We start from the raw sequence: 20382 nt of genomic DNA, 5'->3' as shown, positions 1-20382 counted from the left end.
GACCGGTCGCCCGGGGAACGGTCGCCCGCGCCGGCCGGGCCTGGCTGCTGCTGACCGCCCGAGGACAACGCCAGGGTCCGGTGCGCGGGCCGGGCCGCGGCCGGGGCGCGCCCCGGCGGCAGTTGCGGGCGGCAGGACCGGGTGCGCGAGCTGCCGCGGGGACTGCCCGCCGGGGCGCCTCGGCGTACCTAGCGTGGTGGCCACGGAGTCCTCTCCGCACCCTTCCCCTCGCCTGGAGGCCCCGCGATGCCCTCGACCGCCCCCACCGCCTCCGCCGTCCTGGACGGCGGACCGGCGATCGCCCCCGCACCCGGTGTGCTCGACCGGATCGCCGCCCAGGACGCCGAGCGCGTCGCGCTGGTGCACGGCGAGCGCCGGTTGACCTACGGGCAGCTCGCCCTGGCGGTGGCCTTCCGCGCCGACGAGCTGGCGGCCGCGGGCGCGGGTCCGGGCCGGCTGGTGGCCGTGCACCGGCCCCGGGGCGTCGACGCGGTGGTGGGACTGCTGGCGGCCCTGCGGACGGGGGCGGCGTACCTGCCGCTGGACCCGGGCGCGCCGGCCGCCCGTAACGCCTCGATCCTCGCCGACTGCGCCGGTGCCGAAGTGCGGCCCGCAGAGGGCGAGTTCGTGCTCCCCGGCCCGGGCGTGGCCGAGGACGCCGCCTACGTGATCTACACCTCGGGCTCCACCGGCACGCCCAACGGCGTCGTCATCGGACGCGCGGCCCTGGCCCACTTCGCCGCGGGGGCCACCGTCCGGTACGGGATCACCGCCGGGGACCGGGTACTGCAGTTCGCGCCGCTGCACTTCGACGCGAGCGTCGAGGAGGTCTTCCTCACCCTCGGCGCCGGGGGCACACTGGTCCTGCGCGACGAGGACATGCTCGACGTCCCCGGGCTGCTGGCCGGCTGCGCGGCGCACGGCATCACCGTCCTCGACCTGCCCACCGCGTACTGGCACGAACTGGCCCACGCCCTCGCCACCGGTGTCGCCGAACTGCCGCCGACGCTCCGTACGGTGATCATCGGCGGCGAGGCCGCGCTGCCCGAGCGGGTCGCGCAGTGGTGCCGGACCGTGGACCCGGACCGGGTGCGGCTGCTGAACACCTACGGGCCCACCGAGGCGACCGTCGTGGCGACCGTAGCCGACCTGTCCCGGTACGCGGGCGGCCCGGTGCCGATCGGCCTGCCGCTGCCGGGAGTCCGGGCGGCGGTCGTCGACGGCGAACTGTGGCTGCTGGGCGGCGCGCTGGCGCACGGCTACCTGGGCCGGCCCGAGCTGACCGCCACCAGGTTCACCGCGCTGGAGGGGCAGCGGGCCTACCGGACCGGCGACCTGATCCACGTACGGGAGGAGGACGGACAGCTCGGGTTCCAGGGCCGCGCCGACGACGAAGTGAAGATCAACGGGCACCGGGTGGACCCGGCGTCCGTGGAGTCGGTCCTGACCGCCCACCCGGGCGTGCGCGAGGCGGCCGTCGTACCGCAGGAGACGCCCGACGGCGTGAAGCGGCTGGTGGCGTTCGTGGTCGCCGACGCCGGGGTGAGCGCCGCCGCGCTGCGCTCCCGGACACGGGCCGAACTCCCGGCGGCGGCCGTGCCCGCCGCCGTGCATCTGGTCGAGTCCCTCCCCCGGACCTCCTCCGGGAAGATCGACCGCAAGCTGCTCAGGACGCCGGTGGACGACAGCGGCGCGGACCGCGTCTTCGACGGCGTGGTCCTGCCCGCCGAGCACCGGGTGCCGCTGTCCTTCGCCCAGCGGCGGCTGTGGTTCCTGGCCGGTCTGGAAGGCCCGTCGGCCACCTACAACCTGCCGCTCGTCCTGCGGCTGGACACCGTCCCCGACCACCGGGCGCTGGCGGCGGCCCTCGCCGACGTGGTGGAGCGGCACGAGGTGCTGCGCACCGTGTACCCGGCCGTGGACTCCGAGCCCTACCAGCACGTCCTGGCGCCGCCCGAGGTGCCGCTGACCGTACGGGACTGCGCGCCGGCGGAACTGGCCTCCCTGATCGCCGGGTTCACCGCCGGTACCTTCGACCTCTCCGCCCAGCTGCCGCTGCGGGCCCGGCTGTTCGTGCCCGGGGACGGCTCCGCGACCCTCGCGCTGCTGACCCACCACATCGCCACCGACGGCTGGTCGGTCCCGCCACTGCTGCGCGACCTCGGGCAGGCGTACGAGGCCCGGCTGGCCGGCGGCGCGCCGCAGTGGGAGCCGCTGCCGGTGCAGTACGCCGACTACACGCTGTGGCAACAGGAACTCCTGACCGACCCGGCCCCGTTGCTGGACCACTGGCGGGCCGCGCTCGACGGCATGCCCACCGTGCTCGACCTGCCCGCCGACCGGCCCCGGCCCGCCGAGCCGACCGGCGCCGGCGCCACCTTGGTGGCCCGGCTGGACGCGGCCGCGCACCGGCGGCTGACAGCGCTCGCGGAGGACCGCGGGGCCAGCATGCTGATGGCCCTCCAGCCGGCGCTCGCCCTGGCCCTGGCCGCCGTCGGGGCCGGTACGGACGTCGCCGTCGGCACCCCCGTGGCCGGTCGAGGCGACGAGGCCCTCTCCGACCTGGTCGGCTTCTTCGTCAACACGCTGGTCCTGCGCACCGACGTCGGCGGCGGCGCCCCGTACGCGGAGCTCGTGGACCGGGCCCGCGACGCGGACCTCGCGGCCTACGCCCACCAGGAGCTGCCCTTCGACCTGCTGGTGGAGCACCTCAACCCGGAACGCGGCCTGGCCGTGAACCCGTTCTTCCAGGTGATGCTGACCGTGCAGGAGGAGGGCGGCCCGGACCTGGCCCTCGGCGGCGGCCTGACCGGACGGTTCGTCGAACCCGGCCTGGAGGCGGCCAAGTTCGACCTCAGCGCCTCGTGCGTGGAGCTCGCGGACGGCGGGCTGGAGGTCTGGTGGCAGTACGCGGCGGACCTCTTCGACGCCCCGACCGCCCAGCTGCTGCTGGACGTGTTCCTGCGGGCCCTGTCCCGGGCGGCGCAGGACCCCGGCGGCCCGACCGGCGACGCCGCGCCCGCGCTGCTCACCGAGGAGGAGGGCCGGGGTCTGGCGGAACGCCGGGAGCAGCTCGCGCGGGCCCGCGCCCTGGAGCCGGCCCCGGCCGCCCCGGCCGGGGACCGGGCCGCCACGGAACTGCTGTGCACGCTGTTCGCCGAGGTGATCGGGCTCGGCCGGGTGGGCCCCGACGAGAACTTCTTCTCGGTGGGCGGGCACTCGATGATGGGGGTGCGCCTGGTCAACCGCATCCGGGCCACGCTCGGCGTCGAGGCCCGCATCCGGGACCTGTTCCTCGCCCCGACCCCCGCCGAGCTGGCGGTGCGCCTGCTGCGCGAGGCCGCGCCCGCCGGGCGGCCGGCGCTGGTCCCCGTACCGCCGCAGGAGCGGCCCGATCTGGTGCCGCTGTCGTACGCGCAGCGCAGGCTGTGGTTCGTGGACCAGTTGGAGGGGCCGAGCCGCTCGTACACCATCCCCTTCGCGCTGCGGCTGGAGCGGCCGCTGGATCCGGCGGTGCTGGCCGAGGCGCTCGCCGATGTCGCCGGGCGGCACGAGGTGCTGCGCACCGTGTACCCGGCCGTGGACGGGCAGCCGTACCAGCGGGTCGTGGACGCGGCCCGGCCGGTGCTGGACCTGGTCACCGCCGGACCGGGCGGGCTCGACCCCGCCGTGGACGCGGCGGCCGGGCACGTCTTCGACCTCGCCGCCGAACTCCCTTTCCGGGCCTCGCTGATCAGCACGGGCTCCGCCCAGGTCCTGGTCCTGCTCGTCCACCACATCGCGGCCGACGGCTGGTCCACGGGCCCGCTGCTGGCCGACCTGGCCGCCGCCTACGAGGCCCGGCTGGCCGGCGACGCCCCGGCCTGGCAGCCGCTGCCGGTGCAGTACGCCGACTACACGCTGTGGGAGCGCGCCGCCTTGGCCGGGGAGGCCGCCGCCGGCCACCTCGCGTACTGGGAGCAGGCCCTCGGCGACGCGCCGCCGGTCTTGGAGCTGACCTCCTCCCGGACCCGGCCGGCCGACGCCTCGCACCGCGGCGCGGCCACTGCCCTGGACCTGGACGCCGCGACCCACGCCCGGCTGGAGCAGCTCGCCCTGGAGCACGGGACCACGCTGTTCACGGTGGTGCAGGCCGCCTTCGCGGCCCTGCTGACCCGGCACGGGGCGGGCACCGACCTGCCGCTGGGCACGGTGACCGCGGGCCGGGACGACGAGGCCCTGAGCGATCTGGTCGGCTTCTTCGTCAACACCCTCGTGCTGCGCTGCGACACCTCCGGCGACCCGCGCTTCTCCGAGCTGCTGCGCCGGGTCCGCGACACCGACCTGGCCGCCTATGCCCACCAGGACGTGCCCTTCGACCTGGTGGTGGAACGGCTCAACCCGGTGCGCTCCACCGCGCACCATCCGCTCGTGCAAGCGATCGTCCAGGTCCAGCCGGCCGAAGCGCAGGCGCCGCCCGGGGCCGCGCTGGCCGGGACCCCGCTGGGCACCGCCTCCGGGTTCACCAAGTTCGACCTCACGGTGTCCCTGCGGGAGCTCCGGGGCGGGGACGGGGCGCCGGGCGGGCTGACCGGCGTACTGGAGTACGCGACGGACCTCTACGACGAGGGGACGGCGGCCCTGCTGGCGGCGCAGCTGGCCCGCACCCTGCGGGCGGTGGCCGAGGACCCGGAGCAGCGGATCGGTGACGTCCGGCTGTTGACCGCCGAGGAGGAGTTCCGGCTGGTCACCGAGTACAACGACACGGCGACCCCGCGGGTCGGGTGCGGGCTGGTGCACGAGCGGTTCGCGGCGCAGGCCCGGCGCACCCCCGACCGGATCGCGCTCTCGTACGGCGAGGAGACCCTCAGCTACGCCGAACTGGACTCCCGCGCCAACGCGCTGGCCCATCGCCTGATCGGGGCGGGCGTGGCCCGCGACGGGGCGGTCGCCGTCCTGCTGGACCGCACCCCGCACCTGCTGGTGGCGGCGCTGGCGGTGCTCAAGTGCGGGGCCGCGTACGTGCCGCTGGACCCGCGGCTGCCCGAGGCCCGGGTTCGGATGATCACGCAGGACGTGGCGGCGGCGGTCCTGCTGACGCAGGAGGCGCACCTCGGCCACCGGGCGGTGGAGCAGGAACGTGCCGCGGGGGTGGAGGTCCTGGCCGTCGACGGCCTCGACCGCGAGCCGGACGCCTGCGATCCGGGCATCGAGGTCGGCGAGGACGCCCTGATGTACGTGATGTTCACGTCCGGCTCCACCGGCCGGCCCAAGGGCGTCGGCGTCACCCACCGCAACGTGGTCGAACTGGTCACCGACCGGTGCTGGAACCTCGACAACCACCGCCGGATGCTGGTCCATTCGGCGATTGGGTTCGACGCCTCCACCTACGAGCTGTGGGTGCCGCTGCTGGGCGGCGGACAGCTCGTCATCGCCCCGGGCGACGGGACCGACGTCGCCGAGCTCGACCACACCGTCCGCACCCACGGCGTCACCGCCGCTTACTTCACGATGGGCCTGTTCCACATCATGGCCGACGAGGGCCTGGACACCCTCAAGCTCCTCCGCGAGGTGTGGACGGGCGGCGACGTGGCCTCGCCCAGCGCCCTCCAGCGGGTTCTGACCCACTGCCCCGAGACCGTGCTGGTCCACTCGTACGGTCCGACGGAGACGACCTTCGCCTCGCACCAGCAGCGCTTCCCGACGGCGCAGCGCACCCTGCACGGGGTGTACCTGGGTGCGGCGCTCGACAACACCCGGATCCACGTCCTGGACGAGCGGCTACGTCCGGTACCTCCCGGGGTCGCCGGGGAGATGTACATCGCGGGGACCCAGGTGGCCCGCGGCTACATCGGCCGGCCCGGGCTGACGGCGGAGCGGTTCGTCGCCGACCCGTTCGGCGGCGACGGCGGCCGGATGTACCGCACGGGAGACCTGGTGCACTGGACCGCGGACGGTGAACTGCGGTTCATCGGGCGGGCCGACGGCCAGATCAAGCTGCGCGGCTTCCGCATCGAACCGGGCGAGATCGAGGAGACCCTGGCCCGGCACCCGGGGGTGGGACAGGTCGCCGTGGTGGTGTTCGAGGACGGCCCCGGCGGCAAGCGGCTCGTCGCGTACGCGGTCGCGCGCGCCGGCCACACCCTCACCGAGGCCGGGCTGCTGCGCTGGGCGGCGGACGAACTCCCGGAGCACATGGTGCCGTCGGCGGCCGTCCTGCTCGACGCCATCCCGCTGACCGTCAACGGCAAACCCGACCGCAGGGCCCTCCCGGCGCCCGCCCCGGCCGCACGCCCCTCGGGTCGGCCCGCGCGCACCCCGCGCGAGGAGGTCCTGTGCGGGCTGTTCGCCGAGGTCCTGGGCGTCGAGGGGGTCGGCATCGACGACAACTTCTTCGGCCTGGGCGGCCATTCGCTGCTCGCGGTGCGCCTGGTCAGCCGGATGCGCACGGTTCTGGGCCTGGAACGCGGGGTCCGCGACCTGTTCCGGACGCCGACCGTGGCCGGGCTGCTGGGCGACGAGCCCACCGGATTCGACCCGATGGGGGTGCTGCTGCCCCTCAACCCCCGGGGCTCGCGGGCCCCGTTGTTCTGCATCCACCCCGGTACTGGGGTGGGCTGGCCCTACGCCGGCCTCACCCGGCACCTCGGCCCGGACCAGCCGCTGTACGCGATCCAGGCGCGGGCGCTGAGCGAGCTGGGCCACTCCCCCGAGTCGGTGGAGGAGATGGTCGAGGACTACCTGCCGCTGATCCGGGAGGTCCAGCCGCACGGCCCGTACCGCTTCCTCGGCTGGTCCTTCGGCGGGACCGTCGCGCACGCGCTCGCCGTCCGGCTGGCCGAGCTGGGCGAACGCACCGACCTGCTCGCCATGATGGACGTCCACCTGCTGCCCACCGAACCGGTGCGGCGCCGGATGACGCCGGCGCAGAAGCGGGACATGCTCGTCGGGGACGCCTCGGACGAGCCGGCGGACGCGCCCTTCGACGTCGACGCGCTGATCGGCCTGGTCCGGCTGAAGGACCCGGTGCTCGGGGCCTTCTCCGACGCGGAGATCCGGTCGGTGATCGGCGCTTCCGTCAACCACGCCGAAATCATGAACCTGTACGCCCCGCGCCCGGTCGCCACGGACCTGCTCTTCCTGGCGGCCATCGAGGACGGGGAGACGGAAAACAATCTCGCGCAGCACTGGATTCCGTATGTCGAGGGCCGCGTGGAGAATCACGTGATCGGGGTTCCGCACACCAGAATGGGCGAACCTGAACCGCTCGCATTGATCGGCCGTATCCTTTCCGAGAAATTGAGGAGTCTGTCATGACCAACCCGTTCGACGACACCGAGGGCACTTTCCGCGTCGTGGCCAACGCCGAGGGCCAGCATGCGCTGTGGCCCGTCTTCGCCGACGTTCCCGCAGGCTGGGACGTGGTGTGGGGCGAAGGTACGCGGGCGGACGCGCTCGCGTACGTGGAGCAGAACTGGACGGACATCCGACCCAAGAGCCTGGTCGCCCAGTATTCGTGAAGCAGCGTCCCTGACGCAGTGCCGTAAATGAGAAGCCGTGTCCCGCCGGGGCGCGGCTTCTCCGCGTACCGCGGCTCCGCATTACCTCCGGGAATTCCTCCATACTGCCGCAGGAACTTCCCCTCGGCCGCTCGGGCGCTTTCTATATTTCTCGTATGCGACGACGGAATATGAACATCCTGCTGACGGGTACGGCATCCGATTCCCACACCTGGAATCTCGTCTACCTCCAGCTCTTCCTGGAGGAGCTCGGGCACCGGGTCCACAACCTGGGCCCGTGCGTACCGGACGAGCTGCTGGCCGGCGTCTGCGCGGAGCGCGAGCCGGACCTCGTCGTGGTCAGCAGCGTCAACGGGCACGGCTACCGGGACGGCCTCGGCGCCGTCCGGGCCCTGCGCGGAGCCGGGCTGACGGTGCCCTTCGTCATCGGCGGAAAGCTCGGCGTCGCGGGCGGGGCCGACCCCCGTCGGCGGGCCCGGCTGCTCGACGCGGGCGTCGACGCCGTCTTCGACGACGGCGACGCCGGCCGGCTGCGCGGCTACCTGGACTCCCTGGCCGACTCCCCGGCCGCGGTGCGCGTGGGCGCAGGCGCCGGCGGGCAGGCCGTCGCATGACCGCCGCCACGCTCGCCGCGCCGAACGTGGCCGCCCTGTTCCCCACCGTCCCGGACGGCGGCACCGCCTCGTTCGGCGCCTTCGTCGGCGCCTGCGCCGCCGCCGGGCAGCTCGTCGTACAGCCCCGGATGGGTTTCGGCGAGCCCCGCCGGATGCGGGACGGGCTGGAGCGGACCAAGGCCGCCGTCGCCACCACCGTCGGCACCCTCACCATCGACAGCTACACCCGGGTCGGCGCCCACGGCGCCGCCCGCGCCGCCCTGGCCGAGGGCACCGCGCTCAACGGCTACCCGATCGCCACCCACCGCACCGAGCAGACCCGCGCCCTCCTCGACGGGGTCCTGGACGCCGGCTTCCCCGTCCAGGTCCGGCACGGCTCCTCCCGTCCCGAAGCCATCGTCCGCGCGCTCGCCGCCGCCGGGCTCGACGCCACCGAGGGCGGGCCGGTCTCCTACTGCCTGCCCTACGGGCGGACCCCGCTCGCCGAGTCCGTGGACAACTGGGCCCGCTGCTGCGAACTGCTCGCGGCCCTGGCACCGCCCCCGCGGACGCCGCACCTGGAGAGTTTCGGCGGCTGCATGCTCGGCCAGCTCTGCCCGCCCGGGCTGCTGGTGGCGCTGAGCCTGCTGGAGGGCATGTTCTTCGCCCAGCACGGCATCCGGTCCGTCTCCCTCAGCTACGCGCAGCAGACCGATCCCGGCCAGGACACCGAGGCGGTGCGCGCCCTGGCCCGGCTGGCCGAGGAGTTCCTGCCGCCCGGCGTGGACCGGCACGTCGTCCTCTACACCTACATGGGGGTGTTCCCGCACACCGCCCGCGGAGCCACCCGGCTGCTGGAGGCTTCGGCGCGACTGGCCGTCCGCGCCGGCGCCCAGCGCCTGATCGTGAAGACCGCCGCGGAGGCGCACCGGATCCCGACCGTGCAGGAGAACGTCCGGGCGCTGGAGACGGCCGCGGCGACCGCCGCGCTGACCGAGCGGCCGGCCCGCACGGGCGACCCGGCGGACAGCGAGGTCTACCGGGAGGCGCGGGCCTTCGTGGAAGCCGTGCTGGAGTTCGGCGCGGACCTCGGGCGCTCGCTGCGCACCGCCTTCGCACGCGGCGTACTGGACGTCCCGTACTGCCTGCACCCGGACAACGCGGGCCGCTCGCGCAGTTTCATCGACCCGGACGGACGGCTGCGGTGGTCCGCGGTCGGCTCGATGCCGGTCGCACCCGACGGCCGGCCCGGCGGCCGCACACCGATGACCTCGGACGGACTGCTCGCGGCCGTCCACGGGCTGGCCCGGCGCTACGACGCGGACGGGGCCGCCGCGTGAACGGCCCCTACCGCCCTCCGACACCCAGACGCACACCGCTATCGACAGGAGTCGACATGGAACTGCAGACCCCTCCCCCGCTCGGTGAGCACCTGCGCTCGCCCCAGCTGCGCTCCGCGATGCTGGTGCAGCAGGAAGCCCTGTACGCGGCGCGCTCGTTCCTGCGCGGGCTGGGCTTCGTGGAACTGCTGCCGCCGCTGGTCGGCCCGGTCACGGACCCGGGCGGCCGGGGCGCCAAGGCCCTGGACGTCGACTACTACGGCGAGCCGTACAAGCTGATGACCAGCGCCATCCTCTACAAGCAGGCCTCGCTGCGGGGCTTCCCGCGGCTGTTCTACATCGCCCCGAACGTGCGCGTGGAGCCGCCGGAGACCGCGACCACCGGACGCCACCTGGTGGAGTTCCACCAGATCGACGTGGAAATGGCCGGCGCCACGCGTCACGACGTACAGGAGATCGCGACGGGGCTGCTGACGCACGTGGTCGACCACGTGTGGCGGGCGGTGCCGGAGGTGCTCGGTGCACTGGGCCGCGACGAGCTGGACTTCGCCGAGCTCCGGCAGGGCAAGTTCGACTCCTGCAGTCACGAGGAGGCGGTGGCCCGCCTGCTCGGCCGGGGCCACCCGCAGAGCCCGGACGCGGAGATCGACTGGGCGGGCGAGAAGGTGCTCTCGCTGGAGGCGGACCGGCCGTTCTTCATCAACGACTATCCCAAGGGCTCGCGCGGCTTCTACGACCGCGAGGATCCCGAACGCCCCGGCGTGCTGCGCAACTTCGACCTGATCGCCCACGGCGGCTACGGGGAGCTGGTCAGCGGCAGCGAGCGCGAGTGCGAGTACGCGACGATCGTCACCCGGATGCGGGAGAGCGGTGAGAACCCGGCGAAGTACGCCTGGTACCTGGAGCTCGCCCGCGAGGGCATCGAGGCCAGCGCCGGCTTCGGCATGGGCCTCCAGCGGCTGGTCCGCTTCCTGACCGGACTCGACGCCCTGTGGCAGGTCAGCGCCTACCCGAAGCTCCCGGGGGTGATCGCCCCGTGAGCGGGGCACTGGGCGCGGCGGGCTTCCCCGAGCGGGCGGTCCGGGCCCGGGCCCGGGCGGGCACGGCCGAGGTGTTCCCGGCCGCGGACTCCTACGGTGCGCAGCTCTACGGGGCCGGGGCGGCGGGGGCCCGCGACGGGCTGGACGAACTGCGGCTGGTGCCGCCGGTGTTCATGCCGCGGCGGCTGGAGAAGCTGATCGAGCTGGGCCGCGAGCCCTCGTACGAGGACGTGGACCTGCGCACCTCCGTCGGCGGTTTCGCCGCCGAACTCCCGCTCTACCTCTCGGCGTTCGGGTCCACCCGGGCGGGCAGCGGAGACCTCGGAGTGGCGGCGGGCCGGCAGGCCGCACGGCTCGGCATCCCGATGGTGATCGGCGAGAACATGGTGCCGGTGCACGGGTACGCGCGCGGCGGCGACGGCGTGCGCTCGGCGCTGCTGGAGCGGATCGCGGCGTACGCGGACGGCGTCCCGGACGGGGTCGGGGGCGTGGTGGTGCAGCAGTCCACCGAGGACGCCGACTCGGAGGTGTGGAACCTCCTGTACAGCGACCCGGGGACGCGGGCGCTGCGGGACTCGGGCCGGCTCGGCTTCGAACTGAAGGTCGGCCAGGGGGCGAAGCCCGGTCTGGGCGGGATGACGGTGGTCGGCGCCGGCGAGGGCGAGCGGCTGGCCGGGCGGTTCGGCGTGCGGAACGTGCTGGGTGACGACGCGCGGCTGCTGCGGTGCGCGACCCCGGGGACCTTCACGGAGGAGATCGTCCGCCAGCAGCTGCGGTTCATGCGGAACAACTTCCCGCTGGCCCGCACCTGGGTGAAGTTCCATCCGGGCCGGGACATCGCGCGGGCCGCGGCCACCGCCTGGGCGGCGGGTGCGGACGCGGTGACGGTGGACGGCGCCGAGGGCGGCACCGGCTGGGCCCCCCGGGTCTTCCTCGACCAGGTCGGCCTGCCGCTCGGGGAGTGCCTGCGCCGGATCGGCACCCCGGCCGGGGACCTGCTCGCCACGGGCCGGATCTGGGAGGGCGGCCGGGCCGTGCGGGCGCTCGCGCTCGGCGCGACGGCCGTGGGCCTGGGCCGGGCGGCGCTGCTCGCGGTGGACGAGGATCCGCGGGAGGGGCTGGTGCGGCTGGCGCACGCGCTGGCCCTGGAGACCCGGCTGCTGGTGAGCGCGGTCGGCAAGTACCGGGCCGCCGACCTGGGCCCGGAGGACCTGTGGTCGCCCGGCGCCCCGGAACCCGGAGCACCGGCGCCCGAAGCGCCGGCAACGGCACCGTGGGCCGCGTCGGTTGGGGCGCCGGGCCGGGAAGGCCCCGCTGCCGGAGCCGCCGCTCCCCCGGCCGCCGAGTCCGCGGCCCCGGCCCGGGGACGGTCATGACGGCCCCCCGGCCCGGGGGCGGATCCCGGGTACGTCCGCGGCCCTGCGCCCGGGCCGCGGACGCGGCCCGGCCCCGCTGCGGCCGCCCGGGCGGGCGCGGACCCCGCCTCGTACGCGCCCGGTTCCGGCTCTCGGACCTCCCCGGGGTCACGGTCGCCCCCGCGGCCGGCGCCGGCGCGGCCGGCGCCGCCGCCTCTCGCGCGCTGGCCCGGGCGGGGCTCGGCCACCTCGGCGGCCACCTCGCCCTGCACAGCCCCGGCGGGCCGCCCCGCGCCGCCGATCTGGCCCGGGCGGCCGAGCGCGCCGTCGCCGCAGCCCTGCGGCGCGCGCGCTGACCCGGCCCCGCCCACGTAGTCCCGTACCGCACACCCGCCCCTCACCGAGAACAGGTTCACCATGGAAACCCCCGTACAGACGCCCGCCGCGGCCCCCACGGTCCAGTGGGGCCGGGTGAGCTCCCTGGTCGGCGGCCAGGCCGCCGTCCAGCTCGGCAGCTTCGCCCTGCTCATCGCCATGAACTGGACCGCCGTCCAGCTCGGCGGCACCGGCGCGGTCACCCTGCTGACGCTGGCCGCCACCGTCCCCCGGGCCCTGATGCTGATCTTCGGCGGCGCGGTCGCCGACACCCTCGGCCCGCGCTTCGTCCTGCTGCGGACCACCTCCGCCCGCGTCGCGGTGCTCGGCGCCGGGGCGGTCGTCACCGCGACGACCCACCAGCTGTGGCCCCTGGTGGTGATCGCCCTCGTCGAGGGGATCCTGCTGGGCCTCGCCGGTCCCGCCTCCGGGGTACTGCTGCCGATGTTCGCCCGCGGTGACCAGCTCGCCCGGGCCAACTCCCTCTACTCCATGGTGCTGCGGGTCGCGCCGGTCCTCGGCGCCCCGGCCGGCGCGTTCCTGATCACCGTCGGGGAGCTGTGGCTGGCGATGCTGGTCGGAGCGGTCACCGGCGCCGTCTGGCTCGGCTGCCTGCTGCACGTCACGCACGGCTTCGTGCGGCCCGCGCCCGAGCCGGGCGTCTCGCTGGTCAAGCGCTCCGGTGACGGGTTCCGGCTGCTGGCCCGCCACCCCCGGCTGCGCTGGATGTTCGTGGCCGCCCTGTGCCTGGACATGGCGTTCAGCTGGCCGGCCGAAGTGGCGCTGCCCCTGCTGGTCTCCGAGCGCGGTTGGGGCGTCAGCGCGGTGGGGGTGGTCCTGGCGGCGTTCAGCGTGGGCGCCCTCGGCTCCAGCGCGGTGGGCGCGGCCATGGCGCACCGGATCCCGATGTTCGTACGGCTCGTGGTCACCGGTGCGGGACTGGCCGCAGGCATCCTGGTGATGGCCCTCATGCCGTCCGTGGTCTCGCTCACCGCGGTCGCCGCCGGGGTCGGCCTGCTGTCCGGCCTGAACGGGCCTGCCATCGTCACGCTGTACCAGCAGTCCGCCCCCGAGGAGCGGATGGGAGCCGCGATGTCGACGCTCTCCCTCGCCGGGATCGGCACCGCCCCGATCTCCATCGCCGTGTTCAGTTCGCTCTCCCTGGCCCTCGGCGTCCAGACCACCTGGCTGCTGTGCGGGGCCATCGCGTTCGTCTCGCCGCTCGCGGCCGTCCTGGCACTGCGGCACCCCGCGAAGGAAGCGGAGCCCGCGCCGGTGCGGCTCCCCGTCCCCGCGGCCGTATGAGGAGGCTCCTGCCATGGAACCGGGCACTGCTCAACTGCTCGTGCCGACACCGCTGTCCGTCCCGGGACCGGGACCGGCCGGGGCCGTGCTGGTGGCGGCGAGTCCGCAGCTGTGGCTCGTGGACACCACCGCCTACCGGGTGCACGCGGCCCGGCACGCGCCCGGCACCCTGGACGCCCAGGAGCTGGCCCGCGCGGCCGAGTTCGTCCGGGCGGAGGACCGCGACAGCTACGTCTGCGCCCACGTGGCGCTGCGCCGGCTGCTCGGCGCCTACCTCGGCATGCCGGCGCGGGAGGTGGTCGTGGAGCGGGCGCCCTGCACGCACTGCGACGAGCCGCACGGGCGGCCGGTGCTGCCGGGCGGGGCCCTGCACTTCTCCCTCTCCCACTGCACGGGGATCAGCCTGCTGGCCTTCGCGACCGCCCCGGTCGGGGTGGACGTGGAGGAGCTGGTCCTGCCGCAGTCGATCGCGGAGACGGCCGACGTCCTGCACCCGAGGGAGGCGGCGGAGCTCGCCGCCCTCCCGGCGGGGGAGCGCTCGCTGGCCTTCACCCGGGTGTGGACCCGCAAGGAGGCGTACCTCAAGGGGCTCGGGGTGGGCCTGTCGGAGAATCCGGCGGCGGACTACGTGGGTACGGGCCCCGCCCCGGCCCGCCTCCCGGGGTGGTCCCTGACCGACGCCCTGGTCCCGGAGGGCCACTGCGCCGCGGTGGCCCTGCGGGATCCGTGACCGGAAACCGCCCTGTCGGAGGGGGCGGTTACCCTGCACCGGTGATCGCGACGACTGACGACGACCGGAGCTTCCCGCCCGCCCTGGCCGAGGTGGCGGAGGCGGAGTTCGACTACGACGAGGGCAACGGGATCGACTTCGAGCCCTACGGCGCCTTCGACTCCGCCGAGGAGACCAGCGCCTGGCTGCGGAGCTGGACGGGCAACCCCGCCGTGGACGGTGCCGCCTACCGGGTCTTCGGCCAGGACGGCTCGGGCGGGCACGCCGCCCTGTGGTGCGTCCGGGCCGGGCGGCCCCTCATGGAGCAGCCCGTGGTGTTCCTGGGTTCGGAGGGGGCGTGCGGCGTCGTCGCCGGGAGCCTGTCCGACTTCCTGTGGGTCCTGGCGGACGGTGTCGGGCCGCTGGAGGCGGTGGAGTACGAGGACTACTCGGGCCGTCCGGATCCGGCCATGGCCTCGCTCGCCGGGCGGTACGCGACCACGCCGTGCCGCCCGGCCGACGAGATCGTGCTCGGCGCGCGGGCCGAGTTCCCGACGTACCCGCAGGACATCGAGGCCCTCTGCCGCTGAGGACCGGCCGCCCCGGGGGGCGGGCGTGTCCGGTGGGCGGGTGAATCGTTTTCGCAGGCATGACGACGACGCGATCCACGCTCACCACCACGGCGCGGCACCGGGCTGCGGACGACGGCGTCCGCAGCCTGTTCGTGCCCCGCCAGCCGTCGCACGCCGCCGGGTCCGCCCCGCTGTTCGACGAACTCGCCCGGGAGTGGGCGGCGCGCGGCGCCACGGTGCCCAACCGGCCCGATCCGACCTGGCTGCGGCTGATCTCCTGGGAGCACTTCCAGCGCGAGACCGCGGCCACGGTCCGGGACCTGCACCTGCGCGGCGCCGAGCCGGCGCCCGACCCGCTGCCCGCGGACGGCCGCCCGCGCTGGCGCCGCGTGTGAGGGCGGGCCGCCGGATCCGCCGGCCGCGGGCCAGGGGGCTGCAAAGCAGTGCCGTTGCGGCCCCGCGGCGGCCGGGGCCGTGCACCGAATCGGACGCCGCGCGCTGACCCGCCGGGGCTCACGGGACAGTCCTTGGGGCTGTCCTACTCCTCGGTGCTGACGGTGAGCTTCCCCCGTACGTGCCCGGCCGTGGAGGCGGCGTAGACCTCGCCCATGGCGGAGAACGGGTACGTGGTCGTCTCGGCCACCCGGAGCCGGCCCGAGGTGACCAGCCGGGCCAGTTCCGCCATGTCCCCGGCGGTGGCGTCGTAGTCGAAGTTGACGGCGCGCACGCCCAGGGCCGCCAGGGCGTCCGGGTCGGCGGCGAAGATCGTGCTGGCCAGCCGGCCGCCGTCGCGCACCAGCGGGGCGATCCGGCCGGCCACGTCGTCCCGGCCGTCCACCAGGTCGAGCGCGGCGTCGACGCCGCCCGGGTGGGCCGCGCGGACGGCGCGCGCGACGTCGACGGTGTGGTAGTCGACGGTCTCGGCGGCGCCGAGGTCGCGGACGTAGGCGTGGTCCCCGGCGGCGGCGACCGCGATGACCCGCGCCCCGCGGGCCGCGGCGAGTTGCACCGCGAAGGATCCGACGCCCCCGGCCGCCCCGACCACCAGCAGGGTCTCGCCCTCCCGGGGGTCCAGCCATCGGGTGAGGGCGAGCGCGGTGCCGCCGGTCATGGGGAGCGCCGCCGCCGAGAGGACGTCCAGGCCCTCCGGGCGGTCGGCCAGCGCGGCGGTCTCGGCGGAGGCGGTCATGTACCAGGCGTACGAGCCGTACGGGTGCCCGGCGACGGTCGCCGGGCGGCGCATGCCGAAGACCTCCGCGCCGACCTCGAAGGGGGCCCCGGCACCGGCGGCGGTGACCTGGCCGGCCACGTCGAACCCGAGGACCAGCGGGAAGGTGAAGGCGACACCGGGGCGGGCGAACTGACCCGAGGCGATCTTCCAGTCGATGGGGTTGACCGAAGCGGCCCGCACCTTGATCAGCACCTCGCCCGGCCCCGGCTCCGGCACGGGCAGCTCCCGCAGGGCGGGCGGCTCACCGAAGGCTTCGACGGCGAATGCGTACATGGCGGGTTCCTCCCGGGGTCAGGGCGGCACGGCGGACGGCCCGGCCGCCTCCGCCGGGATCTATGCCACCCGGCGGGCGCCGAGCACCCGCCTGCCGCCGTCCGGCGGTCACCCGACCGGGCCTCCGGGGCCGGCCGGACGAGCCGGGCGGCCGGGATCCGGGCAGGACCGGATGCCGCCCGCACCCCACTCGGGGTCGCCCCCCCCCGCGGCCGTCAGGCCAGGGCGGCGGCGTCGAGTTTGCCCGCCTTCGCGTCCTCGATCAGGGAGCCCAGCTGGTCGGCGCTCATCTCCACGCGCTGCCCGAAGTCGTCGGTGATGACGATGCGCCGCTCGGCGGGTGCGGCGTCGTCGACGAACAACTGCGGGCAGCCGCAGTCGCACTTGCCGCAGAACGTCGCCACGGGTTCCAGGGAACTGGTGTCGGTCACAGGTGCCCTTCCTCTCACATCCCGTCCGTGGAGCGGCCTCCGCCGCCGGACGTAGGGGACATGCCCCTGCGATGGCGCCCGCAAGCGCCGGGCACGGCCCGGGCCTCGCCCCGGATGGGTCGGATACGTCCGTTGCGCTTGGACCCGACCTGCCGGAGGGTGTGGGGGCCGAGAGGCCGCGAGCGTGCAGAGCCCCCGCGGGCCGGGGCATCGGCGCCCTGCTGGGCCCGCTCGTACGGACCGTCGCCGCGCAGCCCGGTACGTACCCGGCAGCGGTCGGGCGCCTCGGCGGGCACCTGGCGGACCTGCTGGGGGCGGTGGTGGAGGAGCTGTCGCAGGGCGGCCCCGGCGACGGGGACCGGGAGTTCATGAACGACATCCGCTGGTACGTCAACGCGCGCCTGGGCGATCCGGCGCTGTGCCCGCAGGCGATCGCGGCCGCCCATTTCATCTCGGTGCGCCGGCTGCACGAGCTGTTCGCGGACGGAGGCACCACCGTCGGGCGCTGGATCCGCCGCCGCCGCCTCCAGGAGGCCCGGCGCCGGCTCCGCGGCGTGGGCGCGGGCGGCGGCCCGCCGAAGGTGGCGACGGTCGCCCAGCACTGCGGCTTCGCCAACCCGGCGCACTTCAGCCGGGCGTTCCGCGAGGCGTACGGCGTCTCGCCGAGCGACTGGCAGCGCGTGCGCACGGATCTGGCGCCGCTGCGGCCGGCGGCCCGGGGAGGCCGCCCCGCCGCAGCGGCGGGCCGGTAGGCCGGCGGGCCGGTCCCGCCGGTTTCCTCAGTCGCCCACGTGGATGCCCGGGCGCCGCTCGGGGCAGGGCTCGTGCTTGCGGATGATCTCGCGGGTGACGGGCGCGGTGTCGCCCCGGCCGAGCAGGAAGTAGCGGAACATGTGCCGCAGCGGGCTGCCTTCCGCCCAGGCGAAGTAGCAGTGCGGCCTGACTCCGGTCGTGTCGCGCAGGGCGAGGAGGACCGCGGCGATGGCGTTCGGCGCGGCCGGTGCCTCGGCGCGCAGGATCCGGTACCCGTCGACCTCCACGCCGCGCACGGTGAGGGTTTCGCTGAAGTCGGAGGGGTCGACGACGTCGATCTCCAGGAACAGGACGTCGGCCGGTCCGGGGACCGGGTTGCTGCCGCGCTGTTCGCGCTCCTTGCCGGCGTACTCGGCCCGGTCCCCCGTCTCGCGGCGGTTGGCGATGATGTTGATGGCGTTGTCGTAGGAGAGGGTGTCGGTGATGAACCCGCGCGCCGCGTCGTCGAAGACGATCCGGTCGGCCCGCAGTTCGGTGGTGCGCGAGACGCGGGAGATCAGGGACACGACGATGATGCCGGCGATGAACATCCCCGAGATGGTGATGCCGTCGGGCTTGTCGACGATGTTGGCGACGAGCGCGTAGAGCAGGACCGCGGTCAGGGTGGCGAAGCCCGCGGTCGCGGCCGGCCGGCGGCGGCGCAGGGCCGAGACGGTGACGGCGAAGGCGCCGGAGACCATCATGGCGAGGATGCCGGTGGCGTAGGCGCCGGCCTGGGCGTTGACGTCGGCGTCGAAGGCGATGGTGATGCCGACGCACAGGACGGTGTAGACCAGCACGACGGGCCGCACCGCACGTCCCCATTCGGGGGCCATCCCGTAGTCCGGCAGGTAGCGGGGCACGATGTTGATCAGGCCCGCCATGGCCGATGCGCCCGCGAACCAGAGGATCAGGATGGTGCTGATGTCGTAGACGGTGCCGAAGGCCTCCCCGACGTGTTCATGGGCGAGCCAGGCCAGCGCGCGGCCGTTCGCCGCGCCGCCGGGCTCGAACTCCTTGTGGGGGACGAGGACCGTGGTGACGAAGCTCGCCGCCAGCAGGTAGACGCTCATCACGAGCGCGGCGGTGGTCAGGAGCTTGCGGGTGTTGCGGATCCGGGACCGCAGCCGCTCCTCGGGATCGGCGCCCTCGGCGGCCACGAGCGGCATCATGCTGACCCCGGTCTCGAACCCCGACAGGCCGAGCACGAGCAGGGGGAACGCCAGCAGCGCCGGTCCCACCAGGTCGCCGAGACCGCCTCCGCCCGCGGCGAGGGCGTCCGTCCACGCCGACCAGGCGCCCGGGGTGGTGAACACGTCGGCCACTCCGACGGCGATGGTCACCGCGTTGAGGAGCAGGAAGACCGCGACCAACGGGATGGCGACGCTGACCGCTTCGCTGAAGCCGAGCAGGAACACGCCGCCGAGGAGCAGCAGCATCGCCACCGTGATGGCCACTTCGTGGCCGTGCAGGGCTTGGGGGAAGAACGGGTTCTCCACGACGTGCACGGAAGCGTCCGCCGCCGACAAGGTGATCGTGATGACCCACGAGGTGGCGACGAAACCCAGCAGGACCAGCACGAACAGCTTGCCCCGCCAGAAGGGCAGCAGGTCCTCCAGCATCGCCACCGAGCCGGCGCCGTGCGGGCTCTCCTTGGTCACCCTGCGGTACATCGGCAGCATGCCGAGCAAGGTCAGTGCGACGAGCACCAGCGTGGCCAGCGGCGAGACCGCACCGGCCGCGAGCGCGGCGATCGCCGGTACGTAGGCCAGGCTGGAGAAGTAGTCGACGCCGGTCAGGCACATCACCTTCCACCAGGCGTGCGGCTCGTTGTGCCCCTCGCCGGCCGCCGGCCCGACCGGCTGCACCCGGTGCCGCAGCAGCCACTGCGCCAGGCCTCCGGCCGGCTGTGGCCGCAGGGCGGGACTGTCCACCACTTCCGGCACGGCCAGTTCGTTCATTTCCTTCATGTCCCCCATCAATCCTTCCGGCCCGGAGCGCGGGGCGCGGCCGCCGTCGCGGTCACGCCTGCGCGACGATCACCGAGTATGCGGCCTGCCGTCCGCGGCGCACCGGGCGGGGGCGGCCCGGTGGGCCGGGAGCGGGGAGGGACGGGGGGTCACTTCACCCGGAAGGCGAGGAGCGCCGCGTTGACCTCCTCCGCGTGGGTCCACAGCAGGCCGTGGGGGGCGCCCTCGATCTCCACGTAGTCGGCGGACGGCAGCGCCCGGTGGAACGGGCGCGCCGTTCCCTCCGCCGGCATGATCCGGTCGGCCGTGCCGTGCAGGATCAGGGCCGGGACGTCGACGGCGGGTATGTCGGCCCGGAAGTCGGTGTACCAGGTCGACGGCGCGGGTGTAGTAGGCGTACCGGTCCGCCTTGACGGCCGCGACGACGCCGTCGAAGAACTCCTCGGGCGCGACGCCGTCGGGGTTGTCCTCGCTCTTGAGCAGGCAGGGCTCCAGCGAGGCCAGGAAGGCGGCCTTGGTGACCCGGCCGGTGCCGTGGGCGGCGACGTAGCGGGCGACCTCGCCGGTGCCCGTGGAGAAGCCGACGAGGACCGCGTCGCGCAGGTCGAGGGTCTCCATCACGCTGTGGAGGTCGGCCGCGAAGGTGTCGTAGTCGAAGCCGGTCGTGGTCCGGCCGGACCGGCCGAAACCGCGGCGGTCGTAGGTGATGACGCGGTAGCCCGCGTCGAGCAGCGCGGCGCTCTGCCGCTCCCAGGACTGCCCGTCGAGCGGGAACCCGTGGATGAGGCGACCCGCTGAAACGGCCCGCGCCCCTGCCGGAGGGGTCCGGCAGGGGCGCGGGGCCGCCGACGGTTGACCCGGCTCCCGCCGTCTGGCGATAAACCACCCTGTCTTCGG

The 20382-nt window shown here is 74.9% G+C and carries 16 protein-coding genes and 1 pseudogene; 12 read left to right on the top strand and 5 right to left on the bottom strand.

The features are described from left to right. Window positions 1-246: 246 nt before the first annotated feature. The 11 genes from ACWGH1_RS32875 (at window position 247) to ACWGH1_RS32825 (ending at window position 15183) form a co-directional block, all read left to right on the top strand. Window positions 247-7296: an amino acid adenylation domain-containing protein gene (locus ACWGH1_RS32875; RefSeq protein ID WP_453409270.1), complete on the top strand. Its 7050-nt coding sequence runs from the start codon at window positions 247-249 to the stop codon at window positions 7294-7296. After that, on the top strand, window positions 7293-7499 hold the full coding sequence (locus ACWGH1_RS32870; protein ID WP_453356000.1) for an MbtH family protein: 207 nt from the start codon (window positions 7293-7295) through the stop codon (window positions 7497-7499). Before ACWGH1_RS32875 ends, ACWGH1_RS32870 begins: the two co-directional genes overlap by 4 nt. A gap of 170 nt (window positions 7500-7669) precedes the next feature. Further along, complete coding sequence (locus tag ACWGH1_RS32865) at window positions 7670-8113, top strand: cobalamin B12-binding domain-containing protein (RefSeq protein ID WP_453409272.1); 444 nt, start codon at window positions 7670-7672, stop codon at window positions 8111-8113. After that, the gene (locus tag ACWGH1_RS32860; RefSeq protein ID WP_453409269.1) at window positions 8110-9432 is read left to right on the top strand and encodes a methylaspartate mutase; all 1323 of its coding nucleotides are present in this window, start codon (window positions 8110-8112) and stop codon (window positions 9430-9432) included. Before ACWGH1_RS32865 ends, ACWGH1_RS32860 begins: the two co-directional genes overlap by 4 nt. A gap of 56 nt (window positions 9433-9488) precedes the next feature. Continuing rightward, window positions 9489-10472 (top strand): asparagine synthetase A, encoded by a 984-nt coding sequence (locus tag ACWGH1_RS32855; RefSeq protein ID WP_453356791.1) that lies wholly within the window; start codon window positions 9489-9491, stop codon window positions 10470-10472. Then, window positions 10469-11848 carry a glutamate synthase-related protein gene (locus tag ACWGH1_RS32850; RefSeq protein ID WP_453356790.1) on the top strand — a complete coding sequence of 460 codons (1380 nt, stop codon included), beginning with the start codon at window positions 10469-10471 and terminating at the stop codon, window positions 11846-11848. Before ACWGH1_RS32855 ends, ACWGH1_RS32850 begins: the two co-directional genes overlap by 4 nt. Next, a complete protein-coding gene (locus ACWGH1_RS32845) occupies window positions 11845-12183 on the top strand; it encodes a hypothetical protein (RefSeq protein ID WP_453409268.1) in 339 nt (112 codons plus the stop codon). The genes ACWGH1_RS32850 and ACWGH1_RS32845 overlap by 4 nt, the downstream gene beginning before the upstream one ends. A 61-nt stretch (window positions 12184-12244) precedes the next feature. After that, window positions 12245-13507 (top strand): MFS transporter, encoded by a 1263-nt coding sequence (locus tag ACWGH1_RS32840; protein ID WP_453356377.1) that lies wholly within the window; start codon window positions 12245-12247, stop codon window positions 13505-13507. Between the two features lie 13 nt (window positions 13508-13520). Further along, window positions 13521-14237, top strand: a complete 717-nt coding sequence (locus ACWGH1_RS32835; protein ID WP_453356376.1) for a 4'-phosphopantetheinyl transferase family protein — start codon at window positions 13521-13523, stop codon at window positions 14235-14237. 41 nt (window positions 14238-14278) lie between these two features. Then, window positions 14279-14806 carry an SMI1/KNR4 family protein gene (locus tag ACWGH1_RS32830; protein ID WP_453356375.1) on the top strand — a complete coding sequence of 176 codons (528 nt, stop codon included), beginning with the start codon at window positions 14279-14281 and terminating at the stop codon, window positions 14804-14806. 59 nt (window positions 14807-14865) lie between these two features. Continuing rightward, window positions 14866-15183: a hypothetical protein gene (locus tag ACWGH1_RS32825; RefSeq protein WP_453409267.1), complete on the top strand. Its 318-nt coding sequence runs from the start codon at window positions 14866-14868 to the stop codon at window positions 15181-15183. Between the two features lie 143 nt (window positions 15184-15326). On the opposite strand, the gene ACWGH1_RS32820 is transcribed toward ACWGH1_RS32825, so the two are convergent. Next, window positions 15327-16292, bottom strand: coding sequence for an NADP-dependent oxidoreductase (locus tag ACWGH1_RS32820; protein WP_453356373.1), 966 nt, complete (start codon window positions 16290-16292; stop codon window positions 15327-15329). A 215-nt stretch (window positions 16293-16507) separates the two neighbouring features. Beyond that, a complete protein-coding gene (locus ACWGH1_RS32815; protein WP_453409266.1) occupies window positions 16508-16723 on the bottom strand; it encodes a hypothetical protein in 216 nt (71 codons plus the stop codon). A 161-nt stretch (window positions 16724-16884) separates the two neighbouring features. Here ACWGH1_RS32815 and ACWGH1_RS32810 point away from each other — a divergent pair, with 161 nt between their 5' ends. Continuing rightward, window positions 16885-17475 (top strand): helix-turn-helix domain-containing protein, encoded by a 591-nt coding sequence (locus ACWGH1_RS32810; protein WP_453409265.1) that lies wholly within the window; start codon window positions 16885-16887, stop codon window positions 17473-17475. A gap of 27 nt (window positions 17476-17502) precedes the next feature. Here ACWGH1_RS32810 and ACWGH1_RS32805 read toward each other — a convergent pair whose 3' ends face one another. The 3 genes and pseudogenes from ACWGH1_RS32805 to ACWGH1_RS32795 all read right to left on the bottom strand — a co-directional run. Next, on the bottom strand, window positions 17503-19485 hold the full coding sequence (locus ACWGH1_RS32805) for an amino acid transporter (protein WP_453409264.1): 1983 nt from the start codon (window positions 19483-19485) through the stop codon (window positions 17503-17505). 149 nt (window positions 19486-19634) lie between these two features. Continuing rightward, window positions 19635-19778: an alpha/beta fold hydrolase gene (locus ACWGH1_RS32800; protein WP_453409274.1), complete on the bottom strand. Its 144-nt coding sequence runs from the start codon at window positions 19776-19778 to the stop codon at window positions 19635-19637. 22 nt (window positions 19779-19800) lie between these two features. Next, window positions 19801-20217: pseudogene (locus ACWGH1_RS32795) on the bottom strand (alpha/beta fold hydrolase); the annotation flags it as partial. Window positions 20218-20382: the final 165 nt, after the last annotated feature.

It is taken from the genome of Streptomyces sp. NPDC054883, from assembly GCF_053610645.1.
Note: the sequence above shows the minus strand (reverse complement) of the source record. Positions and strands in the feature narration are given on the sequence as shown.

Coding starts and splice junctions, on each gene's coding strand:
- ACWGH1_RS32875 (WP_453409270.1), top strand. CDS start 247: ATGCCCTCGACCGCCCCCACCGCCTCCGCCGTCCTGGACGGCGGACCG.
- ACWGH1_RS32870 (WP_453356000.1), top strand. CDS start 7,293: ATGACCAACCCGTTCGACGACACCGAGGGCACTTTCCGCGTCGTGGCC.
- ACWGH1_RS32865 (WP_453409272.1), top strand. CDS start 7,670: ATGAACATCCTGCTGACGGGTACGGCATCCGATTCCCACACCTGGAAT.
- ACWGH1_RS32860 (WP_453409269.1), top strand. CDS start 8,110: ATGACCGCCGCCACGCTCGCCGCGCCGAACGTGGCCGCCCTGTTCCCC.
- ACWGH1_RS32855 (WP_453356791.1), top strand. CDS start 9,489: ATGGAACTGCAGACCCCTCCCCCGCTCGGTGAGCACCTGCGCTCGCCC.
- ACWGH1_RS32845 (WP_453409268.1), top strand. CDS start 11,845: ATGACGGCCCCCCGGCCCGGGGGCGGATCCCGGGTACGTCCGCGGCCC.
- ACWGH1_RS32840 (WP_453356377.1), top strand. CDS start 12,245: ATGGAAACCCCCGTACAGACGCCCGCCGCGGCCCCCACGGTCCAGTGG.
- ACWGH1_RS32835 (WP_453356376.1), top strand. CDS start 13,521: ATGGAACCGGGCACTGCTCAACTGCTCGTGCCGACACCGCTGTCCGTC.
- ACWGH1_RS32825 (WP_453409267.1), top strand. CDS start 14,866: ATGACGACGACGCGATCCACGCTCACCACCACGGCGCGGCACCGGGCT.
- ACWGH1_RS32820 (WP_453356373.1), bottom strand. CDS start 16,292: ATGTACGCATTCGCCGTCGAAGCCTTCGGTGAGCCGCCCGCCCTGCGG.
- ACWGH1_RS32805 (WP_453409264.1), bottom strand. CDS start 19,485: ATGAAGGAAATGAACGAACTGGCCGTGCCGGAAGTGGTGGACAGTCCC.
- ACWGH1_RS32800 (WP_453409274.1), bottom strand. CDS start 19,778: ATGCCGGCGGAGGGAACGGCGCGCCCGTTCCACCGGGCGCTGCCGTCC.